Below are 17836 nucleotides of genomic sequence, written 5' to 3'. Positions count from 1 at the left end.
CATCGGGTCATACAAACTTTTTAAATAATTTAGCTTTATCCAACAAAACTTCCAGATCTTTCATTCGGTTACTGGTTTCAGACCACGTTGCAGACTGTATAGCCTCGACAATAGCTTCCACTAAAAACGTAATAGCAACGGTCGAATCCCAAGCAGATGGCGCTTCAATTCGAGCATGAAACACATGCTGCGCCAATTTAACAACAGGTGAACCCCATTGATCGGTAAACAAAATCAATTCGACATCTCGACTTCGAGCGATTTCTGCCAACGTTAAAATGTCATTTTCATATCGCCTAATATCAAACACCACTAAGGTATCGCCCGGTTTCATGTTGATCACATAATGCGACCAGCTGTTTGCGTTCGGTTCAATCATGGTGACATTGGCACGAATGACCTGCATGTGCGTGAACATGTATTCGGCAATGGAGTGACTAATACGCCCTCCAACTATGTATAACGGGCTATCCGGCTTACTTAGCAGTTCCACCACTTTGCTAAAAGTGGCTTCATCCACCTGCGCAACTGTCTGCCTGATATTGTTCATCACCGTGTCTGCAAACCTATCCAAAAGGTGCGACTTTTCGTCCATGCTTGGAATAGAGGCGTGCTTTTCAATTGGGCTTTTCAGCGTATCCCCAATTTCCTCATGAATGCTACGCTGCATGTCAGGAAACCCAGTAAAGTCGAGCTTTTTCGCTAGGCGTACCACGGTAGGCGTCGAAACTTTTGCAGCTTCCGACAGTGAAACAACCGTTCCTAGACTCGAAGCTGGGTAGTTTTCTAGCATCACATTAGCAAGCTGCCTTTCTGCTCGCGTTAACTTAGCAAATCTTGCCTTTATCCTTTCTGAAACGGTCAAATCTTACTCCATGAAGTAGTGGCTCTATCAATAATGTCAGCCCACCTAATTGATAACATTGTAACAAACATAACACGAGATCAAAAACTGAAAAAATAATTTCTGTAAATATATTGACAGCAATTAATTTTCTGTAAATATAGGTACAAATAGATCAATATTTAAACATATTTAATAAATTAGTTATCTCTTGAAGATTGAAACGGAATTCATATCTTCTGGTGATATTGATTAATTATCAGATAGTTAATTGATATTAGCAGTAAGACCATATGGAACAATGGAGTCATTAATGGATCAGGATCCAGTCGCATCTTTACCTACACCCATTCGGTCATTTGTCCGCATAGTGGAAATAATAAATCGAAGAATTGGTCGGTTCGCCATGTACCTCGTCTTTGTGATGATTGGCATTTTACTTTACTCATCTATTTCAAAGACCTTCTTTTTCCCTTCCCTTTGGACATTGGAAATGGCTCAGTTTGTTATGGTGGCTTTCTATATGCTTGGCGGCCCTTACTCCATGCAACTCAATAGCCATGTAAGAATGGATTTGATCTACGGTAGCTGGAGTCCGAAAAAGAAAGCCATCATTGATAGCATCACTATCATCATGCTGCTGGTCTACCTTTCAATACTGTTGTACGGCGGAATATCGAGCACCAGTTACGCACTTGAATACGGTGAACGAAGCTATTCGGCTTGGCGACCCTATATGTCTCCCATAAAAATCATCATGTGTCTCAGTATCGTGTTAATGCTTTTACAAGCCATTGCGGTCTGGTTCAGAGACATCGCCACCATTATGTATGGCGACAGCTCTGAAAATGCGGAGGCGCAATCATGAGTTACGAAATGATCGCCCTGCTGATGTTCTCCGCCATGATGTTAATGCTGCTTACTGGTCAGCGTGTTTTTGCCGTTATCGGATCCATTGCAGTTATCGCTGCCCTTCTCCTTTGGGGAGATGGCGGATCTGAAATAGCCTTTAGCTCTGCCATTAAACTGATGAAATGGTACCCATTGTTGACCCTTCCGCTTTTCATATATATGGGTTACATGCTTTCAGAATCTGGAATTGCCGAAGATCTATATCGAATGTTCCATGTATGGATGGGACCACTCAATGGCGGTTTGGCCATCGGCACAATTGGCTTAATGGTCGTGATTTCTGCCATGAACGGGTTGAGCGTAGCCGGGATGGCTATTGGCGCAAGTATCGCTCTGCCAGAACTGCTAAGACGTGGTTACGACAAGATCATGGTAACTGGCGTCATCCAAGCGGGGAGCTCTCTGGGCATTCTTGTTCCCCCAAGCGTCGTTCTGGTTCTTTATGGCATGATAGCTCGGCAACCTGTTGGGCAACTTTGGCTCGCTGGCGTTTTCCCTGGGCTCTTAATGGCCACGCTGTTCATCATTTACATTGTCATTCGTTGCAAAATTCAGCCAAACCTCGGTCCTGCGTTACCCGAAGAAGAACGCAACGTCAGCTTTAAAGAAAAGTTACTCTTACTGCGCGCAGGTATTACCCCACTTCTGATTTTTGTATCCATGACTGGGCTGTTTTTGATGGGCGTAACGAGCTTAGTCGAAAGCTCCGCCGTGGGTGCAACCGCAGCGACGATTGCCGCAATTGCGAAAAAACGATTAAACCGTTCTGTAATGGAAGAAACGCTGCGCAAAACACTCGCAATTAGCTGCATGTTTATGTGGATTATCTTGGCAGCACTTTGCTTTGGGGCCGTTTTCGATGGTATCGGTGCCGTTAAGGCCATCGAAGGCTTCTTTATTGACCGCCTCAACCTGACCCCTTGGCAAGTGTTGATTTTAATGCAGCTCTCTTACCTTCTAATGGGAACATTTTTAGACGACACCGCCATGTTGGTCATCGTCGCTCCATTGTATGTTCCTTTAGTTGGCGCATTAGGGTTCGATTTGCTCTGGTATGGTGTGCTTTACACCATCACGTGCCAAATCGCGTACATGACGCCCCCCTTTGGCTACAACTTATTCTTAATGCGAGCCATGGCTCCACCTGAAGTTTCCTTGAAGGATATCTACCTCTCAATCATTCCTTTTGTCCTGATTATGATTTTTGGATTGATTTTGGTGATGGCCTTCCCACAACTGGCTTTGTGGCTACCTGAGTACCACTACAGCCGATGAAACATAACCTTAAGTGACACCCTTACACTTGGACAAGGACACCCATTCCATGGAGGAATAAAACATGTCTAGTAGAAGAGATTTCCTTAAAAAAGCAGGTGCGGTATCTGCTGCGGGTGCGACGGCGATTGTCGGCGCTCCTGCCATCGCAAACAGCAAAAAAACCATTAAATGGCGTTTGCAAACCTACGCTGGACCAGCATTGGGCGAGCACGTTATCAAACCAGCGGTCGATGCTTTTAACAAAGCCGCAAATGGCGAAATGGTTATCGAGCTGTTTTATGCCGATCAGTTAGTACCTACTGGTGAGCTTTTCCGTGCGATGCAAAGAGGAACCATCGACGCAGTACAAAGTGATGATGACTCTATCGCTGCGCCGGTGGATGTGTCCGTATTCGGAGGTTACTTCCCATTTGCTACCCGTTACAGCTTGGATGTCCCTGTACTCTTTGAGCAGTACGGGTTGAAAGAGATATGGCAAGAGGCGTATGGCGAGGTAAAAGGCGTGACATGGCTATCTGCTGGCGCATGGGATCCTTGTCATTTCGCGACTGTAGAACCCATTAACAGCCTCGCTGACTTAAAAGGTAAACGCGTATTTACCTTCCCTACCGCTGGGCGATTCTTGTCTCGCTTCGGTGTCATTCCCGTCACTCTCCCTTGGGAAGACGTGGAAGTCGCGATTCAAACAGGCGAGCTTGATGGGATTGCTTGGTCAGGAATTACAGAAGACTACACCGTAGGTTGGGCAGACGTGACCAAGTACTTCTTAACCAACAACATCTCTGGCGCGTGGTGCGGATCCTTCTTTGCCAATAGCGAACGTTGGGACGCCTTGCCTGAACACCTCAAAACACTGTGGAGACTTTGTATGGACAGCTCCCACTACTACCGACAGCACTGGTATTGGGGTGGAGAAGCTAAACTTCGTGTAGAAGGCGACAAACTTGCGCTCACTACCATTCCAGATGAAGAGTGGAAAACCGTCGAGCAGGAAGCGCTGAAATTCTGGGATGAAATCGCGAAAACCAGCCCTAGAACTAAGCGTGTGGTGGAGATATTTAAGAAATACGCCGCAGATATGGAGAAAGCAGGAAAGCCATATCGCTACAGCTAACAGGGTATAGCACCGGCTTGATTTAGCCGGTGCTTAGAGGATTGTAAAATGGATGCAAGATCAGTTAAAACCATCGAAGACGCCAAAAAAATTGTTGAAGAACGTGGTCTTACCCACATCAAAGTTGGGCTGTTCGATAACGATGGGATTATGCGTGGGAAGTACATGTCAAAAGGCAAATTCTTTTCATCTCTCGATAAAGGCTTTGCTTTTTGTGATGTCGTTCTGGGTTGGGATTCAAAAGACCAACTTTACGACAACACCACATTTACTGGGTGGCACACAGGATACCCAGATGCACCAGTAAAAATTCTGCCAGAGACGTGCCGAGACGTATTGGATGAAGACGGAATGCTTCTATTTATCGCAGAGTTCGACGAGAAAGCTGCCAACGTTTGCCCAAGAGGCACACTGGAGCGCATCCTTAAAAAGTTCGATGATTTAGGTTTAAACGCCTTTGCCGCGTTTGAATATGAGTTCTTCGTTTTTAACGAAACACCCAAATCCGTACGAGAAAAAAACTACCACAATTTGGAACCTATAACACCAGATTGGTTCGGTTATTCCATGGTCCGAAACTCCACCTATCTAGAGTTATACCAGCAATTGATCGACCTTGGTGAAACGATGGATTTTCCGATTGAAGGGATCCATTCAGAAACGGGGCCTGGAGTATTGGAAGCAGCGCTTGAAGTCGATAAAGCGATGGAATCCGCTGACAAAGCGGCGTTATTCAAAACTTACACAAAAGTTCTCGCCCAGAGAAATGATCTAATGGCGACCTTTATGGCGAAATGGAGCAACGACTACCCTGGTCAAAGTGGGCATATCCACATTTCGCTGCAAAACAAAGACGGCAGTTCCGCTTTTTACGACCCAAAAGGCGAACACAATATGAGCACGCTACAGCGTCACTTCGTGGCGGGTTTACAGCGCTTAATGCCTGACTTTTTATGCATGGTCGCCCCCACGATAAACAGCTATCGCAGAATGATTCCCGGCTTTTGGGCACCCACCCACTCCACATGGGCAGTAGAAAACCGAACCACGTCTTTACGCGTTATTCCCGGCTCGCCGAGCAGTCAAAGAGTGGAATACCGAATCGGAGCCGCCGACGGTAACCCGTACCTCGCGCTGGCTGCTGCTTTGGCTTCCGGTCTGTGTGGAATCATGAACAAATGGGAACCCGGTGAACCCATCGTTGGAAACGCTTACGAGCAGGATATTCCTGAAGACTTAAAACTCCCTGCAACACTCTGGGATGCTGCTCAACGCTTGAAAGGTTCTCAGCACGCGCGGGATATGTTTGGCGATGAGTTTGTGGACCACTTTGCCGCCTCTCGTGAATGGGAAGAGCGAGAATTTAGAAAAGCGGTAACGGATTGGGAAATGAAGCGCTACTTCGAAATTATTTAAGCTTATCCGTCGATATTGAAAAGAGCGAACACAAAAAAAGGTATAGGAAAACATGGAACAGAAAACCCTATCGCCGATCAATGGCAATATCTGCGTCACACGCACATTAGCATGCGAAGAAGACATCGCGCTTGCCATTGATAGAGCCAACAAAGCCCAAAAGGAATGGCAGACAACACCTCTAAAGGCAAGAAAAGCGATTTGCAAACAAGCCATCGAAAATTTTGTTGCAAACAAAGCGGTCCTTGCTGAAGAAATTACCATGATGATGGGCAGACCCATTTCTTACACGCAAGGCGAGATCATGGGCGTTGAAGAGCGTGCGCTCTCAATGATTGAGCAATCCGACAAAGCCCTTGAAACCATCACGCTACCAGAGAAAAAAGGGTTCACTCGCTACATCAAGCGCGTCCCAGTTGGAAACGTTTTGATCATCGCACCTTGGAATTATCCGTATTTGACAGCCATCAACGCTGTGATTCCGGCCTTGCTTGCTGGGAATACCGTGATCTTGAAACATTCTGCTCAAACCCCGTTGTGCTCAGAACGGTTAGTGGAAGCATTTAAAGGTACTGGTATACCTATTGGCACTTTTCAATATTTACATACAGACCATGCTTCCACTGAAAAACTCATTCAAAACCCCAGTATTCATTACGTCGCGTTCACGGGTTCTGTAGCTGGAGGCGAAATGGTGGAGCGCAATGCCGCAGGTCGGTTCATTGGTGTTGGGTTAGAACTTGGCGGCAAAGACCCAGCGTATGTAAGAGCTGACGCCAACCTAGACCACGCGGCTGAAACGCTGGTAGATGGTGCGTTCTTTAATTCTGGCCAATCTTGTTGCGGTATCGAGCGAATCTATGTTCATGAATCGGTTCACGATGCATTCGTTGAAAAAGCCGTTACTTTGACTAAGTCCTATCAACTCGGTGATCCCAATCATTCAGATACAACACTTGGTCCAATGGTGCGCACGGCGGCTGCGGATTTTGTGCGAGAACAAATTAATGATGCTTTAGCTAAAGGGGCGACCCCACTCATTGATGAATCTCTGTTCTCCACAAGTCAGGAAGGCACCCCCTATCTCGCCCCCCAGATTTTAACCAATGTCGACCACTCCATGAGTGTTATGACAGAAGAATCCTTTGGACCCGTTGTTGGCATTCAATCGGTAAGCAGCGATGAAGAAGCCATTCAATTGATGAACGACAGTGACTTTGGGCTGACCGCTTCCATTTTTTCTACTGATGAAGAAATCGCAAGCCGACTTGGAGAAAGCGTTCAAACTGGCACTTTTTTTGTCAATCGCTGTGACTATCTTGACCCTCAGTTGGCATGGACAGGTGTTAAAAATTCCGGTCGAGGGTGCACCTTATCTCCAATAGGTTTTGAAATGCTAACGAGACCGAAATCTTTCCACATTAAATCTTTGGGAGAGAAATAATGACACATGCAAACTGGAACTACCCAACAGCAATTAGCGTTGGAGAAGGCTGTTTGGATTCACTGGCCGAACACTGTAAACGCCTTAACATGTCGTCTCCCTTGTTGGTCACCGATCCATTCTTAGCGGATTTAGACATCGTGAGAAATGCGCTATCAAACTGCCAATCACACGGTGTTTCAGTGGGTTTATTTGCCGATATTCAAGGCAACCCAACCGATACCAATGTCAATCGTGGAATTGAGGCTTTCAATAATGGAAAACACGATGGCATTGTTGCGTTTGGAGGCGGTTCTAGCCTAGACGCAGCCAAAGCTATCGCACTTTGCGCCAAACAAAGTCTCCCATTATGGCGCTTTGAAGATGTCGGTGATAATTGGACCCAAGCCGATGAAAGCAAAATAGTCCCAGTAATAGCGATTCCTACCACGGCGGGTACAGGGTCTGAAGTGGGCAGAGCATCTGTGATTACCGACTCTCAAACTCATGTAAAAAAAATCATCTTTCACCCGAAAATGATGCCAGTGCAGGTGTTACTCGACCCCAACGTTACTGTAGGGCTACCAAATCACATTACAGCGGCAACAGGTATGGATGCGCTCTCGCACAGCTTAGAAGCTTATTGCGCTCCCGGTTATCACCCAATGGCTGATGGCATCGCGGTTGAGTCAATAAAACTCGTGAAGCACTACTTGTATCGAGCGTATCTAGACGGAACGGACATCGAAGCGAGAACTCAACTCCTCGTCGCCTCAAGCATGGGAGCGACGGCATTTCAAAAAGGGTTAGGTGCAATGCATGCCTTAGCGCATACCCTAGGCGGGTTATACGATAAACATCACGGACTGCTAAATGCCATTCTGATGCCCTACGTTTTGGAAGCTAATCGCGACAAGATCGAAGATAAAATGTTGGTGCTCGCAAGATCGCTTTCTCTCCAATCCCCCAGCTTCGACGCCGTACTTGAGTGGGTTTTGGGAATGCGTAAAACGCTAAACATCCCACACACTTTGGCGGAAATAGGGCTAGACGGAAGCGACGCAAAGCGAATTGGCGAGCTCGCCGTTCTTGATGCCGCGGCAGGTGGAAATCCGATTTTATTCAACGCTGAAGAGTATTCGAATCTGTTTATGCACGCTCTAACGGGTCAACCCATGAATCAACCAACCTCGTAGCGGTGAAGACTATGAAAATCGGTATACTGATCTGTGATGACGTCAATCCTAAGTTAGAGCCAGATCATGGCAGCTATAAAGATATGTTTACGCGGCTTCTGCATGCTGTAGATGAAACACTTCAGCTTCGGTTCTATTGGGTCAATCATTCCGAATTTCCTGACGATATTTCCGAATGTGATGCCTATATTACTTCCGGTAGTAAATCTGGTGTCATGGATAGCGACCAATGGATCCAAGATCTAGAGAGTCTGGTTCGTCAGATCCACCAGAATCATATACCTTTCATTGGGATATGTTTTGGCCATCAATTATTGGCTAAAGCGCTGGGAGGACAAGTTGACAGGGCTGATGTCGGCTGGGGAGTCGGTACGGCAATTGCTAAAATCGTCGCCCCCTACCCTTGGATGCACCCATACCAAGACACGGTAAACCTACTGGTTAGCCACCAAGATCAAGTTATATCAATGCCAGACGATGGTCAGGTTGTCGCGGGGAACGATTTCTGCCCCGTGTCCATTATGGTGGTCGGGAAAAGCTCACTTGGGATTCAGGCACATCCAGAATTTTGCGCGCCCTATTCAAAAGCCTTAATAGAGGTACGAAAAGACGCGATTCCAAAGCCTGTTCAAGACAAAGGCTTAGCGTCTTTAAAACTGCCGACAGACGGCTTGCTGGTTACTCAGTGGATGCTGAATTTCATTAAGCATGCCAGCCCCAAGTGAGGATGTTTGGCTAAGAATACTGGAAAGGTACGCTATCAGATTAACGAGTGTTTTCTAGAGAAGACTGCAAAATAGTCAGCTCCGACTGAACTAAGAAATCCTCGCTATCGACTTCTAGCTTAGTGGTTAGCTCTTTAGCGTCAGCATGTTGGCCAGATTGAATCTTCCAGTAAATCAAATCGAGAAGAATACTCGTCTCTGCGCGGCGCGATCCGACCATTTCATTGATCGCCAATGCTTCTTCCAAAGCAGTGATACGTACCTTGGTCTCTAGATTTTGACTTCGACTAAAGCGAAGCAATGCCATCATCTTTTGAGGGAAACTGGTTTGATTTGTATGGTTGCTTACCGTTAACTCTGCTCCCGCGACTGACGTGTGCCAAGGCGGTACTCCTACGCTCGGGATTGCATCAGAACCTAACGGAGAGCGCTCAAGACGCTGCCGATTTAACAAATAACCCAAGTAGTATTCGATTTCATTGCCTTGTTCCAACCAAAAGTAGTTGGCACCTATCACTTCAGAATAATGACTTTGGGATAAATGCATCTCCGCTTTATCTAGCTCACCTTTTCTCATCCACATTTCCGCTAACCATAAATGCGACATTGCGACAACAATGGCATCGGGTGAACTCTCTAACAAAGACCGCAGGTTTATTTGTGCTTCTTCTCTATTCCCGAGTTCCAATTGGCAAATTGCGTATTGAAGCACACTCCACTCGTGAGACAAATCAATCGTATATGAGGCAGCGAAATAGTGCTGAGCAAGTTTACACCCTCGCTGACTTAACGCGTGCTGCCCTTTCGCATACTCGTGCATCGCATTCACTTCAAACTCATATTCGGGTAACGCATCAACGTTCTTTGCTGGGCGCAGCAAGTGCACAATGCTAGACGCTATGCTCGGCATGCTAAGCGCCAAGTCTTGTTTTTCTATTTCGCCAGATGTTTGATTTAACTGTTCGTCCAAAATGGTATAGGTAATTATCTGCCTTCCCTGCTTTAACGATACGGAAGCAAAGATCGCTACATTTACACTGGCAGAAGAAAAATCTTTACTTCGCCAGTCTTCAAGAGCGTTACTCTTTGCTTTGAATTGGTTAGGAGGGTAAACCTGAACATCTGGATACAGCATAAGATCAGTGGCAAGCATGTCGCTTAAGCCATATTCAATCCAATGATAGGAATCAAGCTGGGTGGCATTTTCAAAGGGCAACACCGCTACTCTGATTTTTCTGTCAGAGAAATCCATCGAGCCCTCTTGGTTGAACACCCAAAGTAGTGTCACAAGTATTAGGAGTACACCGGACAGTACGGCAAAGCTGTTTCTTCGCCAGTGTGACGGTTGTTCATCCACTTGTGTAATGGGGGCAATCCATTTGTAGCCTTGATTAGGAATAGTTCGAATAAACCTAGGGCTAGAAGCCGAATCACCCAATAGCTTTCTCAGCTCCAACACGCTCTGAGATAAGGAACGCTCTCGATAATCTCCATTGGTCCAAAGCGCAGCTAAGAGCTCTTCTTTAGAGATAATACGTTCAGGGTTTTCAAGAAAATAGCAGAGAAGTTGGTGGACTTTATTGCGAACAGCGACGGGTTCATCATTAAGTATTAGGCACTCTTTCTCAGCATCAAACCTGTATTCCCCAAACTGAATCATAAATCCCTTTCTATATTTCATCGAATAGCTCAGAAGGTAAGAAGACTATCGCGAGCGAACTGTTCTTTCAATCAAGAATCGACGAATAAGGTGATCACTCTAATTGACGATCAATGCCCCTTCTTTTAAAGAATATAAATCTAAATTTGACATCTTTTGTAATCTCTTGCTTTTGAATTGATATCATTTTTAGTCATTTTAATTGAACAAGAAGCCTAGGCAATGCACTTTGAAAATCACATAAAACAAGGAGTTTAAAATGAAAAAGACGGTTTTTATATGCACTGGATTATTGTTCTCAGCAGCCACTTTTACCACCAAAGTATTCGCAACGGAGAACTTGGTTTTTGTGCATGGAGCTCACTTCAATGCCGAATCTTGGAAACGGGTATCGGATTCCTTATCTTCTAATATCCAACCGGTCTTCGTGAATCTGCCAGGACGAATGGAATCGGAAAATGCCGAAATCATCACACTCAGCTCATCTGCAAAGTCATTGTGTAGGGAAATCAGAGCACTGGAGGGTAACATCCATTTTGCTGCACATAGCCAAGGGGGAGCAATCGTCAACCAAGCCGTGGGGTTATGCCCTTCAAATCAATTCCAATCCATCACCTATGTAACGGCAGTTGCTCCTCAACAGGGGGAAACGGCATTCGGTTCGTTGAGTAAACAAGACGAAACGAATTATTTTGAAGGCGTTCGTTACAACGAAACAAGCCACCGAATGGTCATCGGAGATAGCACCAAGTTTGCTGAAACCTTCGCACAGGACGCGAATGCAAAGCAAAAGGATCTACTCCAACGCCTTTCCCTTTCTGAGCCCGCACATATAGCAGAAGAAAAGGTGGCATTTGAACACTCTAATATGGAACGAATCGACAAGCACTACGTCTTTGCTAATAACGACAAAATCATTTCACTGGAATCTCAGCTTAAGATAGCCAAAAACGCACAAATCAAAAGTGTGTACGCCATGCAGACAGGGCATCTACCCATGCTCACAGACAGCGAAGAGCTAGCCCGGATATTGAATTCGATTGTTCTATATCCCAGTCAAAAATAATCGGGACAGTTTATAGCGAACGTAACGTTAGCGCGGAGCTAAAAGTAAAACAAGGCAGGTAAAACGAGAATAAAAGTAAAATGGAAATAACATTACATCGGATGTAAAAGAAGAAAACCGAGCGTAAAAGCACGCTCGGTTTTAAAAAGGTTTTGTTCGGCAAACGGTGACTAATCGTAATTCAAGTAACTTAGGGGGAACTCTAGCCGAACAAAATTCTTATGCGTTTAGGTTTTTCATTGCCGCGGCAACTTTATCAACCTTGCCAACACCAACGATAACTTGGATAGATGTTTTACCCAGTTTAACCACACCAGCGGCACCTAGTGCTTTCAATGCTTCGTCGTTGATATTTTCTGTGCTCTTCACTTCAAGACGTAGGCGTGTAATACAGTTGTCGATTGTTACTAGGTTTTCTTTACCACCTAGCTCTGCAATGTATTTAGCCGCCAACTGATCGATGTTCTCTGCACCTTCTTCAGCCATTTCTTCACCACGGCCAAGCGTCTTAAGGTTGAACTTAGCGATAGCGACTCTGAATAGCACGTAGTAAAGCAAACCAAAGACTAAGCCCTGAGGGATCAGCATGTACCATTGGGTTGCTAGTGGGTTTTGGCTACTAAGAACGAAGTCGACAAGACCAGCGGAGAAACCGAATCCGGCCATCCACTCCATTGATGCTGCGATGAACAAGCTGATACCCGTTAGGACAGCGTGAATCAAAAACAGTACCGGTGCAAGGAACATGAATGAGAATTCAAGCGGTTCGGTAATACCTGTGAAGAAAGAAGCAGCACCTGCCGCCAACATAACAGAGAATACTTTGCCTTTATTTTTCTTATCTGCGCTGTGGTAAATCGCCAACGCTGCCGCAGGTAGACCAAACATCATGATAGGGAAGAAACCCGCTTGATACATACCAGTAACACCAGGAGTCGCCGTGCCATTTGCAATAGACTGAGCACCACCTAGGAAGTTAGGAATATCATTGATGCCAACTACGTCAAACCAAAATACTGGGTACAACGCGTGGTGCATACCAACTGAAAGGAAAAGACGGTTTAGGAAACCGAACAAGCCAGCACCTAGAGGGCCGAGATCTTGCAGTGCCGTGCCAAGAGAAAGTAGCGCATTAAAAATAACAGGCCATACCGTCATTAGGATAAACGACAGTACCATACCAGCGATGGACGTTAGGATAGGAACCAAACGCTTACCACTAAAGAACGCAAGGAACTTAGGCAATTCTACGTGTGAGAATCGGTTGTATATTTCAGCAGATATAATACCTACAACAATACCTACAAACTGGTTAGCAACGCGGTCAAATGCCATGTTGACATCGTCAGCTGAGATTCCTTGAAGCTGAGCTAACGTCGCAGGAGAGAGCAACGTAGTCACTACCAACCACATAACAAAACCCGACAAAGCTGCCGAGCCATCTTTATCTTTAGACAAACCGAACGCAACACCAACCGCAAACAACACAGCCATGTTGTCGATGATGGCAGCACCCGATTTAATTAAAAAGGCAGCAAGTACACTTTCACTGCCCCAACCAACTGGGTCTAACCAGTAACCTACACCCATCAAAATTGCAGCAGCAGGTAAAGTCGCTACCGGCACCATAAGTGCCTTACCAACTTTCTGCATATAACCTAATACGCTCATTTAAATCCTCAAGAAGTATTTCAAAATCTTTGGCGGATTTTACAAACGTAATTTCACGACGCAAAAAAACTCATCACTATTGTGCCTAGTGTCACTATTACGAACAAAAACAACACTAACTCTGGGTCTTTTATTGATATTTATATCTACTAAATATATAATAGATAGGTTTAACATCCAGTTAAAATCATATTAACAGTATTATAAATACCATTCAGGTATAGATATTTCGCAGCATGTAATTTCATTTAAGAATTCAAATTGATCCTTCAAACCCTCAAGTAAAACGTCATATGTAAAAACGCCAAAGGTATTAACTTTGGCGTCATAGTGAAAAATTAAAGTGTTTAAGCTAATTGCCTGACTCAAGAAAAATATTAAGCCAACTTAAATCGATTGATCATCCTCATCATATCTTCAGAGACTTGGCTTAACTCTTCACTTGCCGCAGCCATCTGAGTCGACTCGCTGGCTAATGAGTTTGACCCATCATTCAGACTGGATACATTTTGGTTGATGCTGTTTACCGTAACGGTCTGTTCTTCTGTAGCTGTGGATATTTGCTGATTCATACCTTGAATAGCATGAACTTCTTGCGCAATTTCATTCAGCGCATCACCGGCTGAAGACGAAATTTCAGAGGTATTGGTTGCCTTTTTAGCCCCTTTACTCATTACGCCTACGGCCTCTTCTGCACCTTCTTGAAGCTTCTCTATGATGGTTTGAATTTCAATCGTGGATTCCTGAGTTCGTAGGGAGAGCGTCCTCACTTCATCAGCCACTACAGCGAAGCCCCTGCCAGCTTCACCCGCACGAGCCGCCTCTATTGCTGCGTTCAGTGCAAGTAAGTTGGTTTGCTCTGCAATACCTCTTATAACCTCTAGAACGGTATCGACATTTCGGCTGTCAGTAGCAAGCTGAGTTATGACCTGACTGGCTTCCCCGATGTCTTCCGCCAAAAGCTGAGATTCACGTATGTTACGTTGAATGATCACCAAGCTCTGTTCAGTTTGTTTTGCCGCCTTCACGCTGTAATCTGATGCGTCTACAGTACGACCAGCTACCTCTTCAACTGCTGTAAGCATTTCACTCATCGCTCCTGCCAGCTGAGAAGTATCACTTTGCTGTTGATTCAAATTCACATCGACCGATGAAACCGACGAAGAAAGCTGGTTGGCAGAAGCTGCCAACTGGGTGCCCGCATCACTCACACTTCTCATGATCTCCTGAATTGAGCTAACAAAACGGTTAAAGTACTGCGCAAGCTCGATAAGCTCCTGACTTCCCTCTTCCTTCAAACGTTGCGTTAAATCACCTTCACCGCTTGATAAATCGCGCATAGCAGCAACGGTTTTATTAATTGGTGTGGTAATGGTCTTCACGAAATATGCGATCAGTGCAGAAAGCACAATCAGAATCATACCTGCATTGGTCATGGATATGATTTGCGACTGCTGAATATCTCGCTCAAGTGAGCTCATGTTAATGCCAGTACCAATCATCCATCCCCACTCATGGAAATAGTCGGCATAACTTGTTTTTGGAGAAAGCTCTGTCGCATCTGGTGATGTTTTCCACATGTAATCAACAAATCCACCTCCTTGTTTACCTGTCGAGTAGAGCTCTTCTACGAACAGTTTTCCATTCCCGTCTTTAAGTGGAAGGATATTGGTACCAAGCAATCGCTTCAGCCCAGACGCCAACTGGATGCCGTCTTTGTCTGCAACAAATATGTAGTTTCCGTTGTCAAATCGCATTGCGGATATCGACTCTAACGACAGCCTCTGCGCTTCTTCTTTCGATATTGAGCCATTCAGGCTTTGTGCATGGTAATAGTCAAGAACACCTACCGCCCCTTCAACGATTTGCTGAACACCACGCTCGTAGTTTGCTCGCATATGTTTTTTCGTGGCAGACGCATCCAATAGCGAATTTGCGATTAGCCCAACAGCAAACAGAACCAGTATCATCCATGCCCGCATACTTATGGGTGCGTTTTTTAGAGAAAAGTTCATAGTGCCTCCTCGTTACTCATGCGGACCAGTGACATTCTCACTGGCGTAGCAAAATTCATGGCTTTCATACAGCTGACGTAATGCATCTCTGCATTTTTTTTCATCTTTTGCATTGTCTTCAAAATGCTGAATGACTGTTTGAAACTGCTGCAAAATTTGACGAGAGCTTTCTTCCGATTTTTGGCAGACACCATGAGCGTCTTGTAACTTTTTATGCGACAGCTTTTTTCCCTGCGCACGTTTAAAAACACTATTCATAGCTAACCCCTGACGTTGTTTTTGTACGGTTCACAATGCGTATACCCAACCCATGGTCCAGTCATAGCGGTATACAGGTGACGTTAATTATCAAATTTATAAACATTAACTCTATTCAGCGCGCAATCGGGTAAATAGACTTTGCTATTTTTCACGTGGAGCAAGTAAGGCAGCCATAGTTGACCTTTTTCTCTATCGGCTCCAAAACCACTGAATGATTCGACATACTCTCCAGAACACTTGAAGATTTTTATTGCTCGGTTCACGAGATCGGAAACAAACAGGTATCCGTTTTCGTGGTCAATACTGGTAGGAAGCAAGAAATTATCGTTATTCGTTCCATACCCTTCTTTACCGAAGCTACGCACCCACTTTCCACTCTGATCGTACACTTCGATTCGGTTGTTATTCTGATCGGTTATAAAACTGATTCCGTTTGCATCGACAGTGATGTCAGATGGCGTATGGAATTCTCCATGCTCATCCCCAAGCTGCCCATAGGTATGAACTAAACCAGCCGCACCGGTTTCCGATAAACGCCAACGGCAAATTCGATTATTGCCAGAATCCGCAATCAGAATGTCATTGTTCGTTGGATCAACGGCAATTCCTTGAGGTTTATTTAACTGCTCAGGGCTAGCGCCTAATCCACCAAAAACGGTATAAGGAACCAGTTCACCTATCACATCGTTGTATTGCAACACAGTGACAATTCCACTTAGGTAATTACTCACTACAAGCAGTGGCACTTCCGGATCCAATTGACCAGGTAACGGCTTGTTAGGCGTTAATGCAGCGATGCCAAGTGAACCCGGCAGCATGGGTAAGCTTATCGGACGAGCGGAATTGCTCTTTCCATCTTCAGTGGCTTGAAGTTGGTAATTTCCTGCGTCAACCATCCAAAGCAAATCCTCTGGATCATCAAATTTGTCGTTTAAGAAAATTCGGATCATTGTTTGCTGCCATCGCTGAACCCATTCAGTTTGAGCAGACAACGCAATACTTAACCATGATGGAATACCAGCAGGCTGCATGGCTTTAAGTACCTGATCTTGTATCGAAAGCTGATGTTCTAACCAGTTTTGAATCGCAGGGGCGTCTCCTGTTTGCCCGCCGCTTTGCGCGGATGTCACGTCTCCAACGACAGAGGTTACAAAGTGAAGTTGCCCTGGGTTATCTCGTTCATCACCGACAGACTTCAGGACCTTTGTTGCCCGCGTTTTGCCTCCTTTTAAAGTGGCAAGATTGACTTTGTGTTTTTGGAGAGACGCAAGGAATGGTTCGGTAATCAGCATGGTTTGAGGTTCAGTCGATTCGGTGATCTGAACGGGCGCAAAAAATCCGTCCAGTTGCCCCATAAATTGACCATCGAGGTTATATATTGAAATAACGTTTGGTCCCCCACCGGGAATCAATACGCGATTCTGAATGACTGAAACGCCACGAGATAAATCAAGACCATCGATGTAGCATTTTCCGCGTTCACTAAAAATAATACCTTTGCCTTGCCAATCACAGCGCACGACGGTTGCAAACCCTGTATTAGCAATATAGATATTGCCCTGCTTATCCAAGCTTAACCCTTGAGGCCAGAGTAAATGAACGGGATCTCCTCCGTTTTCTGGGGTAATTTCATCGATCGTGTATTCAAAGTTGCCATCTTCGCTAAAAACCACAAGACGAGACTGGCTATCTGGTCCTTCATAAAATTCATCAGCGACACAGACTTTGCCTTCATGGACAACAATGCCATTCGGTCCCTTTAAGTCCACCTCGGGGTCATCACCAAATACTTTGATGGATTGAATATCAAGTTCTTCATTGTATTCAAGAATATGGACACGGAAGTTTCCTATGTCTGTAACGTATACCCAATTCTTTTCGGGGTGTGATAACAACCTAAATGGCATATTAAATTGCTGTGGGCCTTTACCTACTGTCCCAAAGCTGGCGAGAATTTGATCCATTTCTGAATCAAACACAAGGACGCGATTGTGCGCGGTATCGGCTAACCAAATCCGACCGAAACGATCTACGCAACTACCGACAGGCGTGTTAAGCGAAAGGTGTCCAGAAGATGAACACGGCAGTTCCGGCAACTGATCGACTGTTGTGCCGATATAGCTGTGATATGCAATTCCCATAATACCTAGCCTATTTTAGTTTTCTGTTCATGTTCTACCTAAAAAGAAGAATTCTCAGGTATACAATGATTTATATTTTTATGTGTACTGACACATAAAAAAGTAGCAGGTGAT

14 protein-coding genes are annotated in these 17836 nt (G+C 45.1%); 8 read left to right on the top strand and 6 right to left on the bottom strand.

All coding sequences use genetic code 11. The features are described from left to right. Window positions 1-7: 7 nt before the first annotated feature. Complete coding sequence (locus Q8W40_RS04895; RefSeq protein ID WP_201797037.1) at window positions 8-865, bottom strand: MurR/RpiR family transcriptional regulator; 858 nt, start codon at window positions 863-865, stop codon at window positions 8-10. Between the two features lie 292 nt (window positions 866-1157). On the opposite strand from Q8W40_RS04895, the gene Q8W40_RS04890 reads away from it, so the two are divergent. From Q8W40_RS04890 to Q8W40_RS04860, 7 genes are all read left to right on the top strand, one after another. Continuing rightward, window positions 1158-1712, top strand: coding sequence for a TRAP transporter small permease subunit (locus Q8W40_RS04890; RefSeq protein ID WP_305396128.1), 555 nt, complete (start codon window positions 1158-1160; stop codon window positions 1710-1712). Next, window positions 1709-3031, top strand: a complete 1323-nt coding sequence (locus Q8W40_RS04885) for a TRAP transporter large permease (RefSeq protein ID WP_101115300.1) — start codon at window positions 1709-1711, stop codon at window positions 3029-3031. The genes Q8W40_RS04890 and Q8W40_RS04885 overlap by 4 nt, the downstream gene beginning before the upstream one ends. Before the next feature lie 64 nt (window positions 3032-3095). After that, window positions 3096-4148: a TRAP transporter substrate-binding protein DctP gene (dctP, locus tag Q8W40_RS04880; protein ID WP_104402505.1), complete on the top strand. Its 1053-nt coding sequence runs from the start codon at window positions 3096-3098 to the stop codon at window positions 4146-4148. 48 nt (window positions 4149-4196) lie between these two features. After that, window positions 4197-5564, top strand: coding sequence for a glutamine synthetase family protein (locus Q8W40_RS04875; protein ID WP_305396127.1), 1368 nt, complete (start codon window positions 4197-4199; stop codon window positions 5562-5564). A gap of 52 nt (window positions 5565-5616) precedes the next feature. Continuing rightward, a complete protein-coding gene (locus Q8W40_RS04870; RefSeq protein ID WP_305396126.1) occupies window positions 5617-7008 on the top strand; it encodes an aldehyde dehydrogenase family protein in 1392 nt (463 codons plus the stop codon). Beyond that, window positions 7008-8183: an iron-containing alcohol dehydrogenase gene (locus Q8W40_RS04865; protein ID WP_305396125.1), complete on the top strand. Its 1176-nt coding sequence runs from the start codon at window positions 7008-7010 to the stop codon at window positions 8181-8183. The genes Q8W40_RS04870 and Q8W40_RS04865 overlap by 1 nt, the downstream gene beginning before the upstream one ends. 11 nt (window positions 8184-8194) lie before the next feature. Next, the gene (locus Q8W40_RS04860) at window positions 8195-8908 is read left to right on the top strand and encodes a glutamine amidotransferase-related protein (RefSeq protein WP_305396124.1); all 714 of its coding nucleotides are present in this window, start codon (window positions 8195-8197) and stop codon (window positions 8906-8908) included. Between the two features lie 40 nt (window positions 8909-8948). Here the strand turns inward: Q8W40_RS04860 and Q8W40_RS04855 are convergent, their stop codons facing one another. Beyond that, window positions 8949-10568, bottom strand: coding sequence for a winged helix-turn-helix domain-containing protein (locus tag Q8W40_RS04855; RefSeq protein WP_305396123.1), 1620 nt, complete (start codon window positions 10566-10568; stop codon window positions 8949-8951). 259 nt (window positions 10569-10827) lie between these two features. Between Q8W40_RS04855 and Q8W40_RS04850 the strand changes: the two genes are divergently transcribed. Continuing rightward, window positions 10828-11634: an alpha/beta fold hydrolase gene (locus Q8W40_RS04850; RefSeq protein ID WP_305396122.1), complete on the top strand. Its 807-nt coding sequence runs from the start codon at window positions 10828-10830 to the stop codon at window positions 11632-11634. Window positions 11635-11853: 219 nt separating this feature from the next. On the opposite strand, the gene nagE is transcribed toward Q8W40_RS04850, so the two are convergent. From nagE to Q8W40_RS04830, 4 genes are all read right to left on the bottom strand, one after another. Next, a complete protein-coding gene (gene nagE / locus Q8W40_RS04845) occupies window positions 11854-13305 on the bottom strand; it encodes an N-acetylglucosamine-specific PTS transporter subunit IIBC (protein WP_305396121.1) in 1452 nt (483 codons plus the stop codon). A gap of 377 nt (window positions 13306-13682) precedes the next feature. Beyond that, a complete protein-coding gene (locus tag Q8W40_RS04840; protein ID WP_305396120.1) occupies window positions 13683-15320 on the bottom strand; it encodes a methyl-accepting chemotaxis protein in 1638 nt (545 codons plus the stop codon). Window positions 15321-15332: 12 nt separating this feature from the next. Next, complete coding sequence (locus Q8W40_RS04835; protein WP_101115290.1) at window positions 15333-15578, bottom strand: hypothetical protein; 246 nt, start codon at window positions 15576-15578, stop codon at window positions 15333-15335. Window positions 15579-15661: 83 nt separating this feature from the next. After that, entirely contained in the window at window positions 15662-17722 is a 2061-nt protein-coding gene (locus Q8W40_RS04830) for a beta-propeller fold lactonase family protein (RefSeq protein WP_305396119.1), read from the bottom strand. Window positions 17723-17836: the final 114 nt, after the last annotated feature.

The organism is Vibrio penaeicida (assembly GCF_030689305.1).
GTDB classification, from domain to species: Bacteria; Pseudomonadota; Gammaproteobacteria; order Enterobacterales; family Vibrionaceae; genus Vibrio; species Vibrio penaeicida_B.
The sequence above is the reverse complement of the archived record's forward strand: the minus strand, read 5'-3'. Positions and strand labels throughout refer to the sequence as shown.